The organism is Denitratisoma sp. DHT3 (assembly GCF_007833355.1).
In the GTDB taxonomy this organism is placed as follows: Bacteria; Pseudomonadota; Gammaproteobacteria; order Burkholderiales; family Rhodocyclaceae; genus Denitratisoma.
Window position 1 is genome coordinate 3,239,619 of sequence record NZ_CP020914.1, and the last position, 21,381, is coordinate 3,260,999.

At 67.6% G+C, this 21,381-nt stretch carries 20 protein-coding genes and 1 riboswitch; of the genes, 3 read left to right on the top strand and 17 right to left on the bottom strand.

Going from position 1 to position 21,381, the window contains the following annotated elements; genetic code table 11:
- Positions 1-5 precede the first annotated feature (5 nt).
- From B9N43_RS14995 to B9N43_RS15015, 5 genes are all read right to left on the bottom strand, one after another.
- Positions 6-512, bottom strand: a complete 507-nt coding sequence (locus tag B9N43_RS14995) for an SRPBCC family protein (protein ID WP_186453850.1) — start codon at positions 510-512, stop codon at positions 6-8.
- Positions 513-522: 10 nt separating this feature from the next.
- The gene (gene ruvA, locus B9N43_RS15000; RefSeq protein ID WP_145842998.1) at positions 523-1,119 is read right to left on the bottom strand and encodes a Holliday junction branch migration protein RuvA; all 597 of its coding nucleotides are present in this window, start codon (positions 1,117-1,119) and stop codon (positions 523-525) included.
- Positions 1,116-2,075 carry a prenyltransferase gene (locus tag B9N43_RS15005; RefSeq protein ID WP_145843000.1) on the bottom strand — a complete coding sequence of 320 codons (960 nt, stop codon included), beginning with the start codon at positions 2,073-2,075 and terminating at the stop codon, positions 1,116-1,118. The genes ruvA and B9N43_RS15005 overlap by 4 nt, the downstream gene beginning before the upstream one ends.
- Positions 2,076-2,106: 31 nt before the next feature.
- Positions 2,107-2,634, bottom strand: a complete 528-nt coding sequence (gene ruvC / locus B9N43_RS15010; protein ID WP_145843001.1) for a crossover junction endodeoxyribonuclease RuvC — start codon at positions 2,632-2,634, stop codon at positions 2,107-2,109.
- Positions 2,635-3,133: 499 nt separating this feature from the next.
- Positions 3,134-3,859 carry a YebC/PmpR family DNA-binding transcriptional regulator gene (locus tag B9N43_RS15015; protein ID WP_145843002.1) on the bottom strand — a complete coding sequence of 242 codons (726 nt, stop codon included), beginning with the start codon at positions 3,857-3,859 and terminating at the stop codon, positions 3,134-3,136.
- Positions 3,860-3,924: 65 nt separating this feature from the next.
- On the opposite strand from B9N43_RS15015, the gene B9N43_RS15020 reads away from it, so the two are divergent.
- Positions 3,925-5,475 carry a helicase HerA-like domain-containing protein gene (locus B9N43_RS15020; protein WP_145843003.1) on the top strand — a complete coding sequence of 517 codons (1,551 nt, stop codon included), beginning with the start codon at positions 3,925-3,927 and terminating at the stop codon, positions 5,473-5,475.
- Between the two features lie 2 nt (positions 5,476-5,477).
- Entirely contained in the window at positions 5,478-6,398 is a 921-nt protein-coding gene (locus tag B9N43_RS15025) for a DMT family transporter (protein ID WP_222428753.1), read from the top strand.
- A 24-nt stretch (positions 6,399-6,422) separates the two neighbouring features.
- Here the strand turns inward: B9N43_RS15025 and B9N43_RS15030 are convergent, their stop codons facing one another.
- From B9N43_RS15030 to B9N43_RS15060, 8 genes are all read right to left on the bottom strand, one after another.
- Positions 6,423-6,632 (bottom strand): dodecin, encoded by a 210-nt coding sequence (locus B9N43_RS15030; RefSeq protein ID WP_145843004.1) that lies wholly within the window; start codon positions 6,630-6,632, stop codon positions 6,423-6,425.
- A 76-nt stretch (positions 6,633-6,708) separates the two neighbouring features.
- Entirely contained in the window at positions 6,709-7,539 is an 831-nt protein-coding gene (gene metF / locus B9N43_RS15035; RefSeq protein ID WP_145843005.1) for a methylenetetrahydrofolate reductase [NAD(P)H], read from the bottom strand.
- Complete coding sequence (locus tag B9N43_RS15040) at positions 7,526-8,389, bottom strand: TlyA family RNA methyltransferase (protein ID WP_145843006.1); 864 nt, start codon at positions 8,387-8,389, stop codon at positions 7,526-7,528. Before B9N43_RS15040 ends, metF begins: the two co-directional genes overlap by 14 nt.
- Positions 8,390-8,434: 45 nt before the next feature.
- Positions 8,435-9,844 carry an adenosylhomocysteinase gene (gene ahcY / locus B9N43_RS15045; protein WP_145843007.1) on the bottom strand — a complete coding sequence of 470 codons (1,410 nt, stop codon included), beginning with the start codon at positions 9,842-9,844 and terminating at the stop codon, positions 8,435-8,437.
- 57 nt (positions 9,845-9,901) lie between these two features.
- Positions 9,902-9,965, bottom strand: a riboswitch (S-adenosyl-L-homocysteine riboswitch).
- 118 nt (positions 9,966-10,083) lie between these two features.
- Complete coding sequence (locus B9N43_RS15050) at positions 10,084-12,432, bottom strand: TonB-dependent receptor (protein WP_145843008.1); 2,349 nt, start codon at positions 12,430-12,432, stop codon at positions 10,084-10,086.
- A 153-nt stretch (positions 12,433-12,585) separates the two neighbouring features.
- Positions 12,586-12,750, bottom strand: a complete 165-nt coding sequence (locus B9N43_RS17240; RefSeq protein WP_186453851.1) for a hypothetical protein — start codon at positions 12,748-12,750, stop codon at positions 12,586-12,588.
- Positions 12,751-12,810: 60 nt separating this feature from the next.
- Positions 12,811-15,243, bottom strand: coding sequence for a TonB-dependent receptor (locus B9N43_RS15055; protein WP_186453852.1), 2,433 nt, complete (start codon positions 15,241-15,243; stop codon positions 12,811-12,813).
- Positions 15,244-15,564: 321 nt separating this feature from the next.
- Positions 15,565-16,326, bottom strand: a complete 762-nt coding sequence (locus tag B9N43_RS15060) for an SDR family NAD(P)-dependent oxidoreductase (protein WP_145843011.1) — start codon at positions 16,324-16,326, stop codon at positions 15,565-15,567.
- Between the two features lie 126 nt (positions 16,327-16,452).
- Here B9N43_RS15060 and B9N43_RS15065 point away from each other — a divergent pair, with 126 nt between their 5' ends.
- Positions 16,453-17,202: an SDR family NAD(P)-dependent oxidoreductase gene (locus tag B9N43_RS15065; RefSeq protein ID WP_145843012.1), complete on the top strand. Its 750-nt coding sequence runs from the start codon at positions 16,453-16,455 to the stop codon at positions 17,200-17,202.
- A 40-nt stretch (positions 17,203-17,242) separates the two neighbouring features.
- Here B9N43_RS15065 and B9N43_RS15070 read toward each other — a convergent pair whose 3' ends face one another.
- Genes B9N43_RS15070 through B9N43_RS15085 form a run of 4 tightly spaced genes read right to left on the bottom strand, consistent with a single transcriptional unit; the run spans position 17,243 to position 21,016 of the window.
- A complete protein-coding gene (locus B9N43_RS15070; protein ID WP_145843013.1) occupies positions 17,243-18,226 on the bottom strand; it encodes a zinc-binding alcohol dehydrogenase family protein in 984 nt (327 codons plus the stop codon).
- Positions 18,227-18,237: 11 nt separating this feature from the next.
- Complete coding sequence (locus B9N43_RS15075) at positions 18,238-19,065, bottom strand: SDR family NAD(P)-dependent oxidoreductase (RefSeq protein ID WP_145843014.1); 828 nt, start codon at positions 19,063-19,065, stop codon at positions 18,238-18,240.
- A gap of 11 nt (positions 19,066-19,076) precedes the next feature.
- A complete protein-coding gene (locus B9N43_RS15080) occupies positions 19,077-19,937 on the bottom strand; it encodes an SDR family NAD(P)-dependent oxidoreductase (RefSeq protein ID WP_145843015.1) in 861 nt (286 codons plus the stop codon).
- Entirely contained in the window at positions 19,934-21,016 is a 1,083-nt protein-coding gene (locus B9N43_RS15085) for a Dabb family protein (RefSeq protein WP_145843017.1), read from the bottom strand. Before B9N43_RS15085 ends, B9N43_RS15080 begins: the two co-directional genes overlap by 4 nt.
- Between the last annotated feature and the right edge of the window lie 365 nt (positions 21,017-21,381).

The window sequence follows — 21,381 nt, forward strand, 5'->3', positions numbered from 1 at the left end:
GCAGTTTACTCGCTGACGAAGTCCGGGTTGGCCGAGCGGCCCGTTTCGTAGAACCGTTTCATGCCCCTGGCGACGGCATCCAGGTTGCGGACCATGGTTTTCTTCACCAGCGCCGCGAAAAACCAGTCGCCGAGGGGACGCGCGCCCATGGCAAAGGCCATCGCGGGCCGGAAGCGGGTTCTGCCGTCGCCCGCGTCCTCCAGGCGGTAGAGGAAGCGGGCCTCCCGGCACAGCGGCATCAGGGGCTTGTCGCCCTGGTGCAGGCGGATGGTGAAGCCGCTGCCTTCGCGCCAGTCGATGACCGTCTCGTCCAGCAGCAGGCCGTCCTTCATATGCACCTTGCGGCTGGCCCCGATCCCCTCCCTGCGCTCGGTGTTGAAGGTGGTGCGAATCAGCCCCGGCACGTAGTACTGGGGAATGGACAGGTCGCGCAGCCGCTCCCAGGCCTGGGCCGGCGGCAGGTCGATGACGATCTCGGTTTCGATGAAGTGGGGCAGGCGTTGGGCGGACACGGGAGGCACCTCAGACTTTGGACAGCAGCTTCAGGGCCTGGCGGATGCCGTCGGAAACATTGCAGCCCTCGGGCAGTTGTTTCATGGCCGCCAGCGCTTCCCGCTCGTTGTACCCCAGGGCCAGCAGCGCGTTGAGGATGTCGCTGCCGGCGTCGGGCGCGGCGGGAATGCTGGCGCCGCCCGCGCCACCCATGCCGCCCAGGGCCCTGGGCAGCTTGTCGCGCAGTTCAAGCAGCAGCCGCTCGGCGGTCTTCTTGCCGATGCCCGGGATCTTCACCAGCCGTCCCGCCTCCTGCAGGGCCACCGCCTGGGCCAGTTCGGCGACCGACAGGCCGGAGAGCACCGAGAGGGCGGTGCGGGCGCCGATGCCGGAAATCTTCAGCAACTGGCGGAAGGCGCCGCGTTCGTCCTCGCTGAGGAAGCCGTAGAGGAAGTGCCCGTCCTCGCGGATCGCCAGATGGGTGTAGAGCGCCACCCGTTCGCCGGCATTGGGCAGGTTGTAGAACGTGCTCATCGGCACATCGACTTCGTAGCCCAGGCCGCCCACGTCGACGACCACCATGGGCGGGTTCTTTTCCAGCAGCAGTCCGGCAAGGCGACCGATCACGACGGGAATCCTTTCGAGAGAAGCGACAGCGCCAGCAGCGCGCCGTGGCAGTGGGCGGCGGCGATCGTCAGCTTGATCGCCGGGGCGAGGGCGCCGGGCCGCCCGGCATTGGACCACAGCAGGCGGGCGGCGCGCCAGGACAGCGGGGCGGAGGCCAGCGCCAGCAACGCCGGCGGCGGCAGCAGGCCGGCGGCCACGGCCAGGAGCGGCGCCGCGTGCGCCGCCAGCGCCAGGGCGGCATAGCCCCAGCGGGCACGGGCCGGGCCGAGGCGCACCACCAGCGTGCGCTTGCCGGCGGCGGCATCGCCCTGGCGGTCGGGGAACTGGTTGATGTAGAGCAGATCGGCCACCAGCAGCGCATAGCCCAGGCCGGCAACCAGCGGCGGCACGGCGAACGCGCCGCGCTGCACGTAGTCGGCGCCGACCGTCACCAGCAGCCAGCCGCCGGCCACCGCCAGCTCCCCCAGGCCACGGGCCGCCAGTTTCAGGGGTGGCGCGGAATAGGCCCAGCCGATCGCGAGACCGGCCAGGCCGATCAGCACCAGGCCCGGCCCGGAACGCCCGGCGAGCCAGAGTCCGGCCGGCACCACGGCCAGCAGCAGGCCGTAGCCCAGGCGCCCGGTGGTGGCCGTCGACAGCACGCCGTTCTGGATGAAGCGGCTGCCGCCGGTGAAGGGAAACAGCCGCTCCCGATTGAGGGCGTCGCCGGCGGCGTCGTGATAGTCGTTGATCACGTTGGCCGCGGCATGCGCCACCAGGGCGAACAGCAGCGTGGTCAGGGCGGTCGCCGGCGCCAGCCGGCCCAGGTCGTGAAAAGCGCCGGCCAGGCCGATCGCCACCGCGACCAGGGTGACGCTGAGGAAGGCCGGGCGCGTGGCCAGGAACAGGCAGCGCAGCGGCCGGGCGCGCAGCGCGGCGGTCGGCTCGGACGGCAACCGGGCGGAGGTCGAGGTCATGGCGGGCGACTTCGCGATCCCGGCGGCGGCTTCAGACCAGCCGCCCGTTGCGCACCCGGTAGCCGCGCGTGCCCATGGCGCCGAAGCCCTGGCCGCCATGGGCGTGGCTGATGGCGCAGGCCAGGGCGTCGGCGGCGTCGGGCGAGGGATCGCCGGGCAGCGAAAGCAGGCGCCGCACCATGTGCTGCACCTGTTCCTTGGCGGCCTTGCCGTGACCCACCACCGCCTGCTTGATCTGCAGCGCGGTGTATTCGGCCACCGGCAGCCCGGCGCCGACCAGGGCGGCCAGCGCCGCGCCACGGGCCTGGCCCAGCAGCAGGGTGGACTGGGGATTGACGTTGACGAACACGATCTCCAGCGCCGCCTCGTCGGGACGGTGGGTGGCGATCACCTCGGCCAGACCGTCGAGGATGGTCTTGATCCGTTCCGGCAGACCGGCCTTGTCGTCGGTGCGGACGCAGCCGCTGGCGACGTAGCCCAGCTTGCCGCCGACCTTGTCGATGACGCCGAAGCCGGTCACGCGCAGCCCGGGGTCGATGCCGAGGATGCGCGTCATCATTGTTTCAATTTCGGAAACAATCGAGGCTCCAGAGGGCAGGGGGATATGGATGCATCAATGTCTCTCCGCTCCCAGTCTGAAGGTTGCTTTTGCCCATTTTTGCTTCGTCTTTATTTGTAGCCATGGAGGAAACAATTCTGCATGAGGCCCCTGTCTTCCTCCCATTCAAGGCTACCGCATGCACACATCTTTCGAGTCTTTGATCCTGGAAAAAGCAGTTCACCACGGCGACACGGCGGAACTCCTTCTCGTCTCGTAGGAGCGGGCCATGCCCGCGACCAGCGCATTGTCTACCACCGGTTCGCGGGCATGGCCCGCTCCTACGAGATCAGAACGCCCGTGCTTCCTTGACGACAAAGCTTTTCCGCCGGGCAGACCCAAGGGAAAGCGGCACGCGGCGAAGCCGCAACGCATCGGTGCCGCCACGAAGCCCCCCCAACACCCGAGCGCAGCGAGCCGACTCGAACCCCCCGGAGGGGGCGAAGGGGGGCGAGCCTTCTCACTCGTCGATCACCGCCGAGGTGTAGACCTCCTGCACGTCGTCCAGGGACTCCAGGGCGTCGAGCAGCTTCTGCATCTTCATGGCGTCGTCGCCGCCGATCACGGATTCGTTGAGCGGCTTTTGCACCACCTCGGCGAATTCGGCCTTGAAGCCGGCGGCCTCCAGGCCCTCCAGCACCGTCGCCAGATCGTTGGGCGGCGTGATCACTTCGATCGAGCCATCGTCGTTGGTCACCACGTCCTCGGCGCCGGCCTCGATCGCGGCGTCCATCAGCCTGGCCTCGTCGGTGCCGGGCGCGAAGATCATCTGCCCGCAGTGCTTGAACTGGAATGCCACCGAACCCTCGGCGCCCATGTTGCCGCCGTTCTTGTTGAAGGCGTGGCGCACGTCGGCGACGGTGCGGGTCTTGTTGTCGGTCAGGCAATCCACCATCACCGCGGCGCCGCCGATGCCGTAGCCCTCGTAGCGCACTTCCTCGTAGACGACGCCTTCGAGCTGGCCGGTGCCGCGCTTGATGGCGTTGTCGATGTTGTCCTTGGGCAGGCTCTGGCCCTTGGCCTTCTCGATCGCCAGGCGCAGGCGCGGGTTGGTGCTGGCATCGCCCCCGCCCATCTTGGCGGCGACGGTGATTTCCTTGATCAGCTTGGTGAAGATCTTGCCCCGCTTGGCGTCCTGGCGACCCTTGCGGTGCTGGATGTTGGCCCATTTGGAGTGTCCGGCCATGAGTGAGTCCTTTGTTGGTAAGAGGGCTAGAATCGGGACGAATTTTACACGCCCCCACTGCCGCCATGACCGCTTCCCCGCCCCCCTTGTCCGTCGCCCGCCACGGCGACGGCGACCTTTGCCTGCTGCCCGCCCTGGCCAATCGCCATGGCCTGATCACCGGCGCCACCGGCACCGGCAAGACGGTGACCCTGCAACGGCTGGCCGAGCAGTTTTCCTCGATCGGCGTGCCGGTGTTCATGGCCGACGTGAAAGGCGATCTGTCGGGGCTGGGCGCCGCCGGCGCGGCCGGCGAAAAGCTCAAGGCGCGGCTCGATCAGTTGGGGCTGGCGGACTGGCGGCCGCACGCCAATCCGGTGGCGTTCTGGGACATCCACGGCGCCGCCGGACATCCGGTGCGGGCCACCATCTCGGACATGGGGCCGCTGCTGCTGGCACGGCTGCTGAACCTGAACGAGACCCAGGCCGGCGTGCTGCAACTGGTGTTCAGGATCGCCGACGACCAGGGCCTGCTGTTGCTGGACCTGAAGGACTTGCGGGCGATGGCGCAGCACGTGGGCGAGCACGCCGCCGAGTTCAAGACCGAATACGGCAACGTCTCCGCCGCCTCGATCGGCGCCATCCAGCGCGGGCTGCTCGGTCTCGAGGAGCAGGGCGGCGACCGGTTCTTCGGCGAGCCGATGCTGGACATGGCCGACCTGATGCAGACCGACGCGGAAGGCCGGGGCGTGATCAACATCCTGGCCGGCGAGCAGCTGATGAACTCGCCCCGCCTCTACGCCACCTTCCTGCTCTGGCTGCTGGCCGAGCTCTTCGAGCAACTGCCGGAGGCGGGCGATCTGGAGAGGCCCAAGCTGGTGTTCTTCTTCGACGAGGCCCACCTGCTGTTCAACGAGGCGCCGCCGGCCTTGCTGGAGAAGGTCGAGCAGGTGGTGCGCCTGATCCGTTCCAAGGGCGTCGGCATCTATTTCGTCACCCAGAATCCGCTCGACGTACCCGATTCCGTGCTCGGCCAGTTGGGCAACCGGGTGCAGCACGCATTGCGCGCGTTCACGCCGCGCGACCAGAAGGCGGTGAAGTCCGCCGCCGAGACCCTGCGCGCGAATCCGAAGCTGGATGCGGCACAGGCGATCACCGAACTGGGGGTGGGCGAGGCCCTGGTCTCGTTTCTCGACGCCAAAGGCACGCCCAGCGTCGTCGAGCGCGCCCTAGTGCTGCCGCCGGCCTCCCGCATCGGCCCGCTGACGGCCGCGGAGCGCGACGCCCTGATCAAGGCATCCGTGCTGTATGGCCATTACGAGCGGGCGATGGACCGCGAGTCGGCCTACGAACGGCTGCGGGGCGCCGGGTCGGGGACGGCGAATGCGCCGGCAAGTGCGCCGACAAGTGCGCCGCATTCGCCTGGCACCGGATCGCCGGCCGGCGGCGGCTTCGGCACCATCCTGGGCGACCTGCTGGGCGGCGGTGGCGCAAAGGGGGGTGGCAGGGGCGGCGGCCGGGGCGACTCGATCCTGGAGTCGGCCGCGAAGAGCGCCGCCCGCGCCATCGGCTCCCAGATGGGGCGGGAGATCATCCGCGGCGTGCTCGGTTCCATCCTGGGCGGCCGCCGCCGCTGATCGTGTCCGCGTCGTCCTCGGTTTCGCCGGCGACCTACCGCGCCGGCGTCTGGCTGGCGGTGCTGGCCGCCTTCGGCTTCTCGATGAAGGCGATCCTGGTCAAGCTGGCCTATGCCACGCCGCAAGCCCAGCCGGTGGCGCCGATCACCCTGCTGGCCCTGCGCATGGCCTTTTCCCTGCCGTTCTTCATCTTCATCGCGCTGCGCGAGTCGAGCAACTCGCGGCCCCTGAGCCCGCGCCAATGGCTGGCGGTGCTGGCGCTGGGCCTGCTCGGCTATTACTGCGCCAGCATTTTCGACTTCATCGGCCTGCGCTACATCTCGGCGGGCCTGGAGCGGCTGATCCTGTTCACCTATCCGACCCTGACCCTGCTGATCGGCGCCCTGTTCTTCGGCCAGCGCGTGGGCCGGCGCGAGATCGGCGCGCTGGCGCTGTGCTACCTGGGCATCGGCGCGGCCTTCGCGCACGATCTGCACACCAGCGCCGACTCGTTGGCGGTCTGGATCGGCGGCGGCTTCGTGCTGCTGTCCTCCATCGCCTACGCGCTGTACCTGGCGGGCAGCGGGCACCTGATTCCACTGCTGGGCGCCAGCCGCTTCACCGCGCTCGCCCTGCTGGTGTCGGGGCTGGCGACATTGACGCACTTTTTCCTCGCCCAGCCCGTGGCGGCCCTGGTCCAGCCCTGGCCGGTCTATGTTTATGCCCTGGCGATGGCGCTGCTGTCCACCGTGTTCCCGGTGTTCGCCCAGTCCGCCGCGATCCGCCGCATCGGCAGCGGCCGCGCGGCGCTGATCGGCACCCTGGGGCCGCTCTTGACCATCGGCATGGGCTGGGCCGTGCTGGACGAGGCCATGTCCCTCTGGCAACTGGCCGGCTGTGCGCTGGTGGTGGCCGGCATTCTGCGGGTCAGCCGGGCCGGTTGAGGCGGGCCGGCTGAGGCGGACGCCCTACTCGTCGAGCAGCAACCCCACCTTCAGCGTCACCTGCCACTGGCCGATGTGGCCGTTCTCCAGCCAGCCCCGGGTTTCCGTCACCTCGAACCAGCGCAGGTTGTGCAGGGTCTTGTCGGCCCGGGCGATGGCGTTCTTGATGGCGTCCTCGGTGCCCAGCCTGGACGACCCGGTGACCTCGATGATCTTGTAGACATGGTCCGACATGGCACACCCCCTTCGCGCTTCACGGAATGGACATACATTCCGTTTATAGCCCAGGGGACATGTCCGGCAATGATGACTACAAGCCCAGGCGGCGCACGATCTCGGTGGTCAGAGCGGACTGGTTGAGGGAATAGAAATGCAGGCCGGGCGCACCGCGGTCCAGCAGGCGCTGGCAGAGCTCGGTCACCACGTCGAGGCCGAAGGCGCGGATGGATTCCGCGTCGTCGCCGTAGCCTTCGAACTTGCGCCGCATCCAGCGCGGAATCTCGGCGCCGCAGGCGTCGGCGAAGCGGGACAGTTTGGAAAAGCTGCCGATCGGCATGATGCCGGGCACGATCGGGATGGCGACGCCGAGCGCGCGCGCCTCGCCGACGAAATGCTCGTAGGCGTCGGCGTTGTAGAAGAACTGGGTGATCGCGGCGTCGGCGCCGGCCTCCACCTTGCGCTTGAAGTTCCTCATGTCCTCCTGCGCGCTCTTCGCCTGGGGGTGCCATTCGGGGTAGGCCGCGACCTCGATCTGGAACCAGTCGCCGGTTTCCTGGCGGATGAATTCCACCAGTTCATTGGCGTAGCGCAGCTCGCCGGGATGGGCCATGCCGGAAGGCAGGTCGCCGCGCAGGGCGACGATGCGGCGGATGCCGGCGGTCTTGTAGCGGCCCAGGATGTCGCGGATCCTGCCCTTGGTGGAACCGACGCAGGAGAGATGGGGCGCGGCCTGATGGCCTTCGCGCTGGATCTCCAGCACCGCGTCCAGGGTGCGCTCCTGGGTGGAGCCGCCGGCGCCGAAGGTCACCGAGAAGAAGGCCGGATTCAGCGCCGCCAGCCGGGCACGCGCTTCCCGCAGCTTGACGGCGCCTTCCGGCGTCTGGGGGGGGAAAAACTCGATCGAAAGTTCAGGCTTGCTCATGGCATGTCCAGAGAAAGAATTCACGATTCCCGTCGCCGCCGGCGATGGGACTGTCGAACCAGCCCCGCACCCGCAGCCCGGCCGCGCGGGCGGCCTCGCTCAATTTTGCCGCCACTTGCGGATAGAGCGCGGCGTCGCGCACGATGCCGCCCTTGCCGACGTGTTGTGGGCCGACTTCGAACTGGGGTTTGACCAGCAGCAGCATCTGCCCATGAGGTGCGAGCAGGGCCGGCAGGCGGGGCAGGACCAGGGTCAGGGAAATGAAGGAAAGGTCGCCGACGATCAGGTCGAAACCGGCGGCGGGGCAGTGGGCGCCCCGCGTGTCGAGCGCGCCGCGGTCGAGGAAGCGGGCATTGATGCCTTCCAGGCGGACGACTCGCGGATGCTCCCGCAAGCGCGGATGCAGTTGATCGTGCCCCACGTCCACGCCCACCACCCGGGCGGCGCCGGCCTGGAGCAGGCAGTCGGTGAAGCCGCCGGTGCTCTGGCCCAGGTCCAGGCAGACCCGGTCCCGCGGGTCGATGCCGCTCGCCGCCAGGGCGCCGGCCAGCTTGAGGCCGCCGCGCGACACGTAGCGGTCGGCATCGTCGTCGGCCACCGTCACCTCCGCGTTCGCGGGCAGCGATTGGGCAGGCTTGACCACCGCGACGCCGTCCCAGGAGACGCGCCCAGCCTCGATCATCCTTTGCGCGGCGGCGCGCGACGCCGCCAGGCCGTGCGCCACCAGCCAGGCGTCGGCGCGCAGCGCGTCGCCCTGCGCCTGCGCCGGCACGGGTGCTGGCACCGCCTCCCGCTCGTGCCGGGGCGGCTTGCGCTTCGGCGCGCGGGAATGGAAGGAGTTCATTGCCATGGCGGTTGGGCAGCGGCTCGATGACGACCCATCAATCGCGGTACGTCAATACCGATAGTGCTCGGTCTTGTACGGCCCCTCCACCGGCACGCCGATGTAGGCGGCCTGCTGCGGCGTCAGCGTCGTCAGTTGGACGTTGAGCTTCTTCAATTGCAGACGCGCGACCTTCTCGTCGAGGTGCTTGGGCAGCGTGTAGACGCCGATCGGATACTCGGCGGTGCGGGTGAACAGCTCGATCTGGGCGATGGTCTGGTTGGCGAACGACGAGGACATCACGTAGGACGGATGGCCGGTGGCGCAGCCCAGATTCACCAGGCGGCCCTTGGCGAGCAGGATGATGCGGTTGCCGCTGGGCAGGATGACGTGGTCGACCTGCGGCTTGATCTCCTCCCACGGGTACTGTTCGAGCGAGGCGACGTTGATCTCGGAATCGAAGTGGCCGATGTTGCAGACGATGGCCTGGTCCTTCATCTTCACCATGTGGTGGTGGTCGATCACGTGCACGTTGCCGGTGCAGGTGACGAAGATGTCGGCCTTGTCGGCGGCGTAGTCCATGGTGACGACGCGGTAGCCTTCCATCGCCGCCTGCAGCGCGCAGATCGGGTCGATCTCGGTGACCCACACTTGCGCGGAGAGCGCGCGCAGCGCCTGCGCCGAGCCCTTGCCGACGTCGCCGTAGCCGCAGACCACGGCGACCTTGCCGGCGACCATCACGTCGGTGGCGCGCTTGATGCCGTCGACCAGCGATTCGCGGCAGCCGTAGAGGTTGTCGAACTTGGATTTGGTCACCGAGTCGTTGACGTTGATCGCCGGAATCTTCAGCTCGCCGCGCTCGTGCATCTGGTAGAGGCGGTGCACGCCGGTGGTGGTCTCCTCGGTGACGCCCTTGATCTGGGCCAGCCGCGTCGAGTACCAGGCCGGGTCCTGCTTGAGCTTGGCGCGGATCGAGGCGAACAGCACGGTGGCCTCCTCGCTGTCGGGCTTGTCGAGCACCGAGAGATCCCGTTCGGCCTTGCTGCCCAGGTGCAGCAGCAGCGTGGCGTCGCCGCCGTCGTCGAGGATCATGTTGGAGTAGCCGCCATCTTTCCATTCGAAGATGCGATGGGTGTAGTCCCAGTAGTCCTCCAGCGACTCGCCCTTCACGGCGAACACGGGGATGCCGTCCTTGGCGATCGCGGCGGCGGCGTGGTCCTGGGTCGAGAAGATGTTGCACGAGGCCCAGCGCACCTCGGCGCCGAGCGCGGTCAGCGTCTCGATCAGCACGGCGGTCTGGATGGTCATGTGCAGCGAGCCGGTGATGCGCGCGCCCTTGAGCGGCTGGCTCTTCGCGTATTCGTCGCGGATCGACATCAGGCCGGGCATCTCGGTCTCGGCGATCCGGATTTCCTTGCGGCCCCAGTCGGCGAGCGCGAGGTCGGCAACGACGTAGTCGAAATCCTGGGTAGCTTGAGTCACAGCGTGGTACTCCTATGGCTGTGACCGGGAAGGATGCGGCTCACCCTCCCCGGTCGGGTCAGGCGAGCGCCGTTCTGAAATGTCCGAGCCTGGGGGGAGACCCTCGCAGCGCTCCTCGGAGGCGGCGGATTATAACCGTTGCCGCCACCCCATGAAAAACGGGCGCCGATGGTCATGCGACCATCGGCGCCCGCAAGATGTTGCCGTCCGGGGAGCGGAGATCCGCCCCTCCGGAATTCTTACCACTTGTAGTTCAAAGAGACACCGTAGGTACGCGGTTCCGTCCACTGGGCGACGCGATAGTAGCCACCGACGTCGATGTGGCCGAGCATCTTCTTCTGGTCGGTCAGGTTGCGCACCCACAGGGACAGGTCCGCGGCGCCCGGGCCGCCCACCGGCACGCCGGACAGCAGCAGACGGGCATTGACGAAGGTCATCGCCGGAATCGTCGACTCATCCACCGAGTTGCCCACGTTGACATTGGTGCCGACCGCCGTCTTCTGGCCACTGTAGTTGTAGTACTTGGCCGAGTAGTTGACATCGAGGATGCCGCGCAGCGTGCCCCACTGGGTCTTGGCCAGGCGGCCGTCCAGGCTCACGCTCAACTGATGCTTGGGCGCGTAGCCGAGCACGGTGTTGGACGCCACGTCGACCAGGGCGCCCCACTGGTTGCGGCCCAGGTACTCCTTGAACTTGGCATCCAGGTAGCCGTAGTTGGTCTGGAGTTTCCAGCCCGGCGCCAGCACGAAGCTGCCTTCCAGTTCGAAGCCCTGGCTCCGCGACTTGCCGGCATTGACGATCACCGGCGTGGTGCCGCCCGGGGGCAGCAGGGAAACGTGGAAGTCCTTCACGTCGGTGCGGAACACGGTGGCGTTCACCTGGGCCTTGCCGTCCCAGAAGCTGGTCTTCACGCCCAGTTCATAGGCGGTCGAGCGCTCGGGTTGGAAGGGCGTCATCGCTTGCGCCGACGTCGGGGCCTCCAGGGAGAAGCCGCCGCTCTTGAAGCCCTTGGCGACGCGGCCGAAGACGTTGACGCTCTCGTTCAGGCGATAGCTCAGGGCCATCACCGGCGTCGTGGCGGAGAAGCTGGCCGTATTGCTCTGGGGCGTCCAGGTCGGCTGATAGGCCACGGTGCCGTAAGCGGCTCCCGCGCTGGCGCCTACCGGCGTGTTGGGGCCGGGCATGGCGAAACCGGAAGTCGTGTAGATCTTCCAGATGTCGCCGCCCTTTTCCTCCGTGGTGCGGCGTACGCCCACGGTGGCCGTCAGCGCGTTGGTGAGCTTGTAGTCGACCTGGGCAAAGACCGCCTTGGCATCGGTCTTCACGCGGTAGTACGGCATCTGGTAGTAGGGGCCGCGGGGGTCCATGCCGAAGTTGTAGAACAGGCCGTTCTGGAAGCTCAGGGTGTTGCCGTCATCCCGGAACTGATAGTAGCCCAGCACGTAGTTCATGCGCTCGGTGTTGCCGATCCACTGGAACTCGTGCGAATAGGTGTCGTAGTGGGTGTCCTTGCCGGCGTTGAAGATGGGCAGCGGCGTGCCGTCCAGGTCGGTGCTGTCCTGGTAGCGCATCTTGCGGTAGCTGCCGATGTACTTCAGGCTGTTGTTGGCGTTCAGCTCGTAGTTGGCCGTCAGCATGTGGCCGGACACATCCAGCTTCTGGAAATACTGGCGGTTGGGGTCCGAGCCCACCGAGGAGGGATAGCCCGCATTCACGTACTGGGCCATCTGCGCCCGCAGACCGTTGAAATAGGGGTCGGTGCCGGTGACGAGCGGCGACGTGTACAGCTTGTTGTAACCCGTCGTGCTGATGAGGGAGCTGGGCGACGACGGCATTTCGTTGATGGTGCTGGTGTCGTAGGCGTAGTCGATCTTGAACTTCGGGCTGATGTCGAAGTTCGCCGCCAGACGGGCCGACTGGCGATTCTTGTCGCCCCACTTCTTGCCTGTGGGGTTGTTGATGAAGCCATCCTGCTCTTCGTTGCGCAGCGCGAAGCTCAGGCTCATCGCGCCGACCTTGGGCAGGTCGATGGACGCCCGCTCGACGTGGCGATGGCGGTTGCCCAGCTCGATGCCCACATTGCCACTGAAGACGCCGGCGGGCTTGCGGGTGATGAAGTTGATCGCGCCGCCCTCGGTGTTGCGGCCGAACAGCGTGCCCTGGGGACCGCGCAGCACTTCGATGCGTTCCAGGTCGGCGATTTCAAACAGGGAGCCCTGGTTCTTGCCGACGAAGACGCCGTCGAGGTAGAGGCCCACGGCGGGGTCGGCCCAGATGCCGGGCTGGCCGGAGTTCAGACCCCGGATGGCGACCGCCGAAATCAGGGGAGAGCTGTTGTTGGGCTTGATGGTGACGTTGGGTACCAGGCCGTCCAGGTTCTTCGCGCCTTCCAGACCGCGGGTCTCCAACTGCGCGCCGCCGATGGCGGCGATGGAAATGGGCACATCCTGCAGGCGCTCGGCGCGTTTCTGGGCGGTGACGATGACTTCTTCCAGCTTGCCTTCGTCGGCGGTGGCGCCGCCGGCATAGGCGGCCGCGATCATCAGGGGAAGTGCGCGCACGATGGCCGTGCTCTTACGGTAACGCATTGAAATTCTCTCCTACCGGTTCGAAATGGAGGTCCATGGGCATGGAGGAATCTTGCCAAGGCCATGGCCGGACGCGGATGGTAGATCGTGGTGATTCGTTGTTGGGGTGATGCCTGCATAGGCAGGAAAAAGTGGCTCGATATCGACTTGCGACTATCCGTCTGCCGGGCCGGTGTTCTTTTTTAATCGTTTGATTAATAGCGGTATCGAATTGAAGTTCACGATTGTTGTATTGCCGCGACATTCGGTGGCGGCAATGGGGGGCGGCAGACGCGCATTTCCGTTTTCCACGAATGAAAAACGGGCGCCGATGGTCATGCGACCATCGGCGCCCGCAAGGTGTTGCCGGCTACGGGCGGAAATCCGCCCGCGCGGCGATTACCACTTGTAGCCGAAGGACAGGCCGACCATGCGCGGCTCGGTCCAGGTGGCGACGCGGTAATAGCTGAGGTCGATGTAGTTCACCGGCTTGCGGACGTTGGCCAGGTTGCGCACCCACAGCGACACGTCGGCGCGGCCCGGTCCGCCGACCGGCACGCCGGCCAGGGTCAGGCGGGCGTTGACCAGGGTCTTGGACGGAATCAGGCACATCTCGGCATCGTTGGCGCCGCCCGCGTTGGGCGCGGCCAGGCTCTTGTTGCCCGCGAGGTTGTACATCTTGTCGGTATAGGTGACGTCCACCACGCCGCGCAGGGTGCCCCAGGCCGTCTTGGCGATGCGTCCATCCACGTTCAGGTTGATCGTGTGCTTGGGCGCGTAGGCCGGCGTCCGGTTGCTGGCGGTGTCGATCAGTGCGCCGCCGTTGTTCAGGCCGTTGTCCATGTACTGGTCGAACTTGGCGTCGATGTAACCCCAGCTCGCGCCGACGCGCCAGCCGTCGGCCACCACGAACTGGCCTTCGAGCTCCAGGCCCTGGTAGGTGGCCTTGCCCGCGTTCACGATGATCGAACTGGTCGTGCCCGCCACCAGCTGGTTGGTCTGCAGGTCGGTGATCTTGTTCTGGTAGAGCGCGCCGTTGATCTTCGCCTTGCCGTCCAGGAGGGTCGCCTTGAAGCCCAGTTCCGTCGTCGTGGATTTCTCCGGATTGAACGGCGTGGTGCGGGCCGCCGTCACCTGGGCCACCGAACCGCCGCCGGCCTCGGCGGCGAAGCCGCCGGAGCGGAAGCCCTTGGCGATGCGGCCATAGACGTTGAAGCCGTCATTGAACTTGTAGGTCAGGCTCAGCGCCGGCGTGGTCGAGGCGAAGGACTTCTTCGCCACGGCATGGAACACCGCCGGGTAGGCGACCGTCGTGGCGCCGGTCGGCTGCTTGGCGTAGTCCAGCGCCACGCCCGGCGCTATTACGGAAAGCGGATCGCCGAGGGAGGTGGTGACCGGGATGAGGGTGCCCAGGTTGATGAAGGCGGGCAGGCCGGCGGCCGTCATCGCGCCGTCGAAGGTGGTGCCGGTGCCGTACTGGCTGGAGTCGACGCCCTTCTCGTCGATGGAGCGGCGGACGCCCAGGCTGCCCGACCACTTGTCGTTGAAAGCGTAGTCCAACTGGGCGAACAGGGCCTTGGCCTCGACGCTGCCGGAGAAGTCGGTGGCGAAGTTGAAGCCGCCGCCGCTGGTCTGCGGGTTGTAGGTGTGGCTGCGCTCCTTGTAGGCATAGTAGCCGGCGACGTAGTTCAGGTTGCCGCTGCTGCCCACCCATTGCAGCTCATGGGAGTCGGTCTGGAGCTGGGTCGTGCGCCGATAGGCGTAGATGTTGGCGGTCACGCCGTCCAGATCCAGTGAGTCGGACCAGTCCATGTGCCGGTTGGAATAGATGTACTTGACCGTGTTGTTGGAGTTCACCTGGTAGGACAAGGTCAATGCGTGGTTGTCCGTCTTCATCTTTTCCCATTCGGCGATGCCGGGCGTGGTGTTGCGGGAAGAGGGGAAGCTGGTGGAGGCGCCCGCGATGATGGCGGCGCGCTGGGCGTAGGCGTTGTTGGCCGAGGTGTTGGTGGTGACGGGGCCCTTCCAGCCATACGGCGTATAGAGCGAAACCGGCAGCGGGGTGTTGTCGACGTCGGTGTGATCGAACGTGTAGTTGGCCTGGAACTTGGGCGTGACGTCCAGGGTGGCGGCGAGGCGATAGGACTGCTTGTCCACCTTGCCCGCGTCCTTGCCGGTGGTGGCGTTGCTGACGTAGCCGTCGCGCGTCTCGTTGCGGGCGGCCAGGCTCAGGTTCAGGGCGCCCATGCGCGGCAGGTCGATGGCGACGCGCTGGACGTTGGCGCCATGATTGCCCACGTCCAGGCTCACGGTGCCGCCGAACACGCCGCTGGGTTTCTTGGTCACGAAATTGATCGCGCCGGCCAGGGTGTTGCGGCCGAACAGGGTGCCCTGGGGGCCGCGCAGCACTTCCACGCGCTCCAGGTCGACGATGTCGAACAGGCCGCCCTGGTTCTTGCCGGCATAGACGCCATCGACGTAAGTGCCGACCGCGGTGTCGAGGAAGATCGAGGGCGAACCCGAGCCGCTGCCGCGGATCGAGATGATGGACATGGTGCTGTTGCCGGAGTTGCCGTAGCTCACCATCAGGTTGGGGGCGAGGGACGAAAGATCCTTGCTGCCTTCGATGCCGCGGGTCTCCAGTTGGCTGCCGCTGATCGCGGAGATGGAGATGGGCACGTCCTGCAGGCGTTCGGCGCGCTTCTGGGCGGTGATGATGACTTCTTCGAGCTTGGTTTCGTCCGCGATCGCACCGCCGGCGTAGGCGGCGGCGATCAGCAGGGGTAGTGCGCGTACTGCGAGGGTGGGTAGTGCGCTCTTCTTGTCACGCATTGCAATTCTCCTTCGAGTCGAAAAACTGAGGAGATGGCTACCCCCGTCAGTCATCGTTTTGGGGGAGGAACGCCACCTGAAACACTAAAAAGTGCCGCCGGCGATGATAGGGGTACCTGTAATGAGTATGCGGACACTGCTGCCTGAGCAGTTAATTGCCAAGGCGCGCAATGAACCTTCCGTTTGGGTGCCTGCAAGCGTTTGTTGCAAATAATCGAATGAATTTAAAGAACAATAAATCGATGTTCGTGATTGTTGCGCCAAGTCCACAAGGCTGGGCGGCGAGCCTGGGCATCGTTCGGAGGGGGCGGGGGCGGACGATCAGCGCATGGTCGAGCCGCCGTCGACGCTGATCACCTGGCCGTTGATCCATTCGCCCTCTGCGGAGAGCAGCAGGGCCACCATCGCGGCGATGTCCTCCGGCTTGCCAAGACGGGTACTGCGGGTGCGCTTCACCGCCGCATCCGCGAAGCCTTCCGGCAGGGTCTTGAGATTGTTCTCGGTCACCACGAAGCCGGGCGCCACGCAATTGGCGCGGATGCCGTGCTGTCCCCAGCGCGAGGCGACGTGGCGCATCAATGCGTTGAGGCCGGCCTTGGCCATGGCGTAGCAGGGCCGCTCCTCCTCGCCGATGAAGGCGGCGGCCGAGGTCGTATAGACGATGGCGCCGCCGCCCCGCTTGAGCAGCTCGGGGATGGCGGCGCGGGTGCATAGCAGGTGGCCGCGCAGATTCACCGCGATGGTCTGGTCGAACACGGCCAGGTCCACGTCCACGGCGTTGCTGTCCCGGAAGATGACGGACAGGTCCGCGGCGTTGACGTGGATCAGATCGAGGCCGCCGAAGGTGTTCACGGCCTGGGCCACCATGGCCTGGACCGAGGCTTCGCTGCCGATGTCGCAGCCGACGCCCACGGCGCGCCCGCCCGCGGCGACGATGCCTCGGGCAATGCCCTCGGCGTCGTCCGGATTCAGGTCGCCGATCACCACGGCGGTGCCCGCCTGTGCCAGCCTGCGGGCCGTGGCGCCGCCGATGCCGCCGCCGCCCGCGACGATGGCGACCTTGCCGTTCGATGAATGATTCATGCTGCAACTCCTGTCAGGACGATGGGAAGAACTGGCCCGCGCCGCCGAATCCGCGGCGCTCGAATTTGGAATTCAATTTAAAATTACAGGATTAATCTTATCAAGATCGATCGAGGGGGAGCCGGCATGGGCAAGCTGGAAGGAAAACGCATCATCGTCACCGGCGGCGCCGGCGGCATCGGCAACGCCGCCGTCAGGCTGCTGGCGGCGGAGGGCGCGCGGGTCGCCTGCACCTACAACAACGCGCGGCCGGAATTGCCGGCCGGGGTGTCGAGCCGCCGCTGCGACGTCGCCGACCGGGAGGACGTGTTCCGGGTTTTCGATGCCTTCGCGGCGGAGTTGGGCGGACTGGACGCCCTGGTCCATGCGGCGGGCGTTCATGGCAGTTGTCCGGCGGACCAGGTCGATGCGGCGAACTGGAACCGCATGTTCGATCTCAACGGCAAGGCCGCCGTGTGGACCAACCAGGCCGCGTTCCGCCACCTGAAGGCCGGCGGCGGCTCGATCGTCAACATGGGCTCGGTGGAGGGGATTCGCGGCAACGCCGGCAACGCCGTGTATGCCGCCTCGCGCGGCGCGGTGATGGCCTGGACCCGCAGCATCGCCCAGGAATGGGGCTGCCACGGCGTGCGCGCCAACTGCGTGGCGCCGGTGATCGCCACCGAGATTTTCCAGCGCCAGCGCCAGACCATGGACGCGGCCACGCTTCAGGCCATGGACGCGGGCCTGGCCAGGCTGATTCCGCTGGGCGGCAAACTGGGCGATCCCTCGCGCGATCTGGCGCCGGTGCTGGTGTTCCTCGCCGGCGACGATTCCCGCTTCATCACCGGGCAGACCATCGCCGTCGACGGCGGCTTCATGATGCTCGGCTCCTGACCGGCGCATCGATGGCGGGCCGGCGGCCGTGCGGCGGCGCTCAGGGCTCCGCCACCTTCAGCACCAGCTTGCCCCGCGTGTGGCCTTCCTGGATCAGCCGGTGGGCGTCGGCCGCCTGGGCCAGGGGCAGGGTCCGGATCGGCGGCAGCCGGACCTCGCTGGTGGCGACCAGCCCGGCGATGCGCGCCAGTTGGACGCCGCAGCCCTTGTCGGTCATCGTCGAAAAGATGCGGGTGACGCCCCGCGCCGCGGCGGCGGCGAAGCTGGCCTCGATGTCGCCGTCGTCGGTCAGGGTCGGGATGCTGACGAAGACGCCGCCCGGACGCACCAGCGCCAGCCCGTCGGGCAGGGTGCTCGCGCCCACCGCGTCGATCAGCAGATCCAGCCCGCCGGGCGCCCAGTCCGCCACGGTGGCGGCGATGTCCTCGCGCCGGTAGTCGATGGCCCGCTGCGCCCCCAGTTCGCGCACATAGTCCAGGTTGGACGTGCCGCAGGTGGCGGCCACGGCGGCGCCGGCCCAGCGGGCGAACTGCACCGCGAAGCTGCCCAGGCCGCCGGAGCCGCCGTGGATCAGCACGCGCTGCCCGGCTTTCAGCCCGCCCCGGTCGAACAGCGCCTGCCAGCCGGTCAGCGCCGCCACCGGGATCGCGGCGGCGGCCTCGAAGCTCATGCCGGGAGGGATGAGGGCCACCCGGTCGGCGTCCGCCACCAGGTATTCGGCATAGCTGCCCCAGGCGCCCTGGCCGTGGTTGCCGGGCGTGAACACCCGATCGCCCGGCCGCAGGCCGTCGACGCCCGCGCCCACCCGCTCCACCACGCCGGCCGCGTCGAAGCCGACGATGTAGGGGAAGCGGTAAGGCTGGTAGATCGCCAGCATGCCCTGGCGGTCCTTCCAGTCCGCCGGATTGACGCCGGCACAGGCGATGCGGATCAGCGCCTGGCCGGGGCCGGGCTCGGGCGTGGGGACCTCCCGCAGTTGCAGGACCTCGGGGCCGCCGGTCCGTTCGATGATCATCGCGCGCATCCTGGTCGCTCCTATTCGGTGGCGGCGCCCGGGGCGCGGCGGGCCAGGATGCCTTCCGTCCGCTGCCGCAGGAGGGTATCCAGCGGTTCACGGTAGGGCAGGATCCAGAATTCCCCGGCCTGGATGGCGGCGAAGGTGTTTTCCGCCGACTGGTCGGGGGTGATGCCGCCGTCGCTGGCGATGTGGTGATGGATGTCGTCGATGAACCGGCGCACCGCCGGGTTGCCGCCGCCATCGCCGAAGGGCGCGTCGAAGATGCCGCTTTGCACCGGCCCGGGGTCCAGCACGGAAACCCCGATCGGGGCCTGGACCATCTTCAGTTCGCTGTAAAGGGCTTCGGTCAGGAACACCACCGCGCTCTTGCCGGCGTTGTAGGGGGCCATCATCGGGCTGGAGACGAAGCCGCCCATCGACGCGGTATTGACGATGTGGGCCGGGATTCCCGCCTTCAGCATCCGGGGCACGAAGGCGTGGATGCCATGGTGTATCCCCAGCACGTTGATGGAGAGGCAGCGCCGGAAATTCTCGGGCGAGATTTCCCACAGCAGTCCGGCGCTCATGATCCCCGCGTTGTTGAACAACAGGTCCACCCGGCCGAAGCGCTGCCAGGCGCGTTCCGCCAGCGCTTCCACCGCGGCGGGATCGGTGACGTCCGTGGGCACGGTCAACACCTCGGCATCCAGGGTGGCGGCGAAGGCGTCGAGCTGCCCGGCATCCAGGTCGGCCAGCACCAGGTTCATTCCCAAAGCGGCAGCCTTGCGGGCCAGGCCGCCACCCACGCCGCCAGCGGCGCCGGTGATGACGGCGGTGCCGCCCTTGAAGCAGATGCTGGATGTCACGATGTGTCCTTTCATTCGCCGGTGCCGGAGATGCCGGTATGGGCATAGGGGGGAATCACGGGCGGCGGCAGCAATTCGCGGCCGTCCAGGGAGTGCACCGGGAGGTTCATGGCCAGGGGGAAATGCAGGCTGTAGGTGACCAGTCCGGTGCGCTCGGCGGCCGGCCGGTGGCACAGCGCCAGGGCCGTCTCGGCCAGATATTCCACCGGTTCGGTGGGGTAGTCCGCCGGCGTCCAGCGGTCGGCACCCGGCGTGCTGATGGCCGTGCTGGGCGCCACGGCATTGACCGCGATGTCGTCGGCCTGCAATTCCGCCGCCAGGCCCTGGGTGAAGCGATGCACCGCCGCCTTGGCGGCCGCGTAGACGGTGGCGCCGCCAAGGCGGGCGAAGATGTCGTACGGCTTGCCCGGCGGCAGGGCGGTGCAGGAGCCCACCATCACGATCCAGCCCGCGCCGCGCCGGCGCATTTCCGGCACGGCCTGCTGGATCAGGGCGAAGGGCGCGCGCAGGTAGTGGTCGAGGGTGGCGTCGAACATCGCCATCGGCATCTCCGCCGTGGGCGCGTAGTCGGCGATGCCGGCGTTATTGACCAGGATGTCCAGCCCGCCGGCCGCCCGCACGGTGCGCGCCACCAGGCCGTCCCGTTCGGCAGGCTTTTCCAGGTCGGCGGCCAGGGCGATGGCGCGGCCGCCGGCGGCCTCGATCAGGGCCACGGTTTCATGCAGGGTGCCGGCGAACTCTCCGGCCCGATCCAGGCTGCGGGCCGTCACCACCACGGTGGCGCCCTCGCTGGCCAGGCGCCGGGCGATGGCGCGGCCGATGCCGCGGCTGGCGCCGGTGACCAGGGCGATCTTGTCTTGCAGCAGGTTCATCGGGTTTCCTTCCCGTGTTGGCTGGACTGGGCCAGTTCCGCGCCCAGCATGCCGCCGTCGAGGGGGCAGTAGGCGTGGCAGATCCGGGTATCGACGATCTGGCGGCCCGATTCGAAATCGAAAAGGGTATCGACGAAGGCCCAGTGATGGGGGTGGATCATGTAGGGGCCGTTGAGGTCGTCGAGTCGGGCGTACTCCTGCTCCCAGACATGGCTCCAGGGAATGGTCGTGGCACCACCGCCGGCGGGGGGCAGCGCGCGGCTCAGACGCCAGTTGAGGATTTGCGGGATGTAGGCCGGCATCTCCAGCGTATCGCGCTCGAATTCGTCCCGCCCGCGTTGGTCGACGCCGTCCATCAGCCGGAACAGGGCGGTGCGCTTGATGCCGGTTCTCAGGTCCGGCCGCCGCGCCCCGGCGGCGACGGTTTCCAGCGCCATCAAGTCCATGCGCTCCAGGCAGCGGTCGAACAGCGGCGCCAGGGTTCCGGTCCAGAAAGCGGATGCCTTGGCCGCGGCGGCGGTCTCGGCATCACGGTAGCGCACGTCCCAGGTGTAATGCCCGGCGCCGTGGGCCACTGCGATGTTGTGCCCCAGATGGGCGTCCAGCACGCCGGGCTGTTCCGCCATCCGGGCCAGGGCGGTTTCCAGCGCCGTCCGCTGTTCGGCGCCGATCCCGGAGCGCAGGTGCAGTTGGGCCGTCTCGCGCCAGCCTCGGGGTTGGCCGAGGAAGGCGGCAAGGGGAACGGGACCGGGCAGGGGCGCGTCGGCAAAGGCGTCGGGACGGAGGAATTCCCGCGTCCGGGCGGGGCAGAAACCGTCCACTTCGGCCCAGAAGGCCGCCACGCCGGGATCCATGCCGGCCATGGCGCGCATGGTCCAGAAGGCGCCCACGTCCGCCAGTTGCCAGCGCAGCCAGAAAGTGCAGGGCTGCCGCCCCCGGTCCAACGGCGGCGAGACGCCGCTGTCCACCAGCGTCAGACCCCGCCCGCGGGCCGCGGGCAGGTAGCGTTGCTCCAGCAGCGCGCGCAGCCGGGGCAGGTCGGCGGCCGCCACGCTGATTCGGTCCTGTACGACGATCATTCTGAAAGCCTCGGTTCAAACCATGGCGAGCACGGCGGGCACGGCGAAAACCCTTGATGCCCATTATGGTCGGGACGACAACCCGGGCACAGGCCGGCAACGCTCATTGCATGGGACAAATTCGCTCAATTTTCCGCTCTTCGCCCAGTGGGCTTCCATGACGTTCAGTAATGGCGGGATATGAGCGGTAATGCAAGGCGATCAGTAGGGGGACGCAATCGCTCACTATTTGATGGTCGCATAGATCGGATTAGCTTCGCGTTGGGCGCCATGATCGGCCAAATGAGCGACAATCAGTCGCGTAGGTCGGGTTAGCCCGCAGGGCGTAACCCGACAGACAGCCGTCGTAGACACCGATGTCGGGT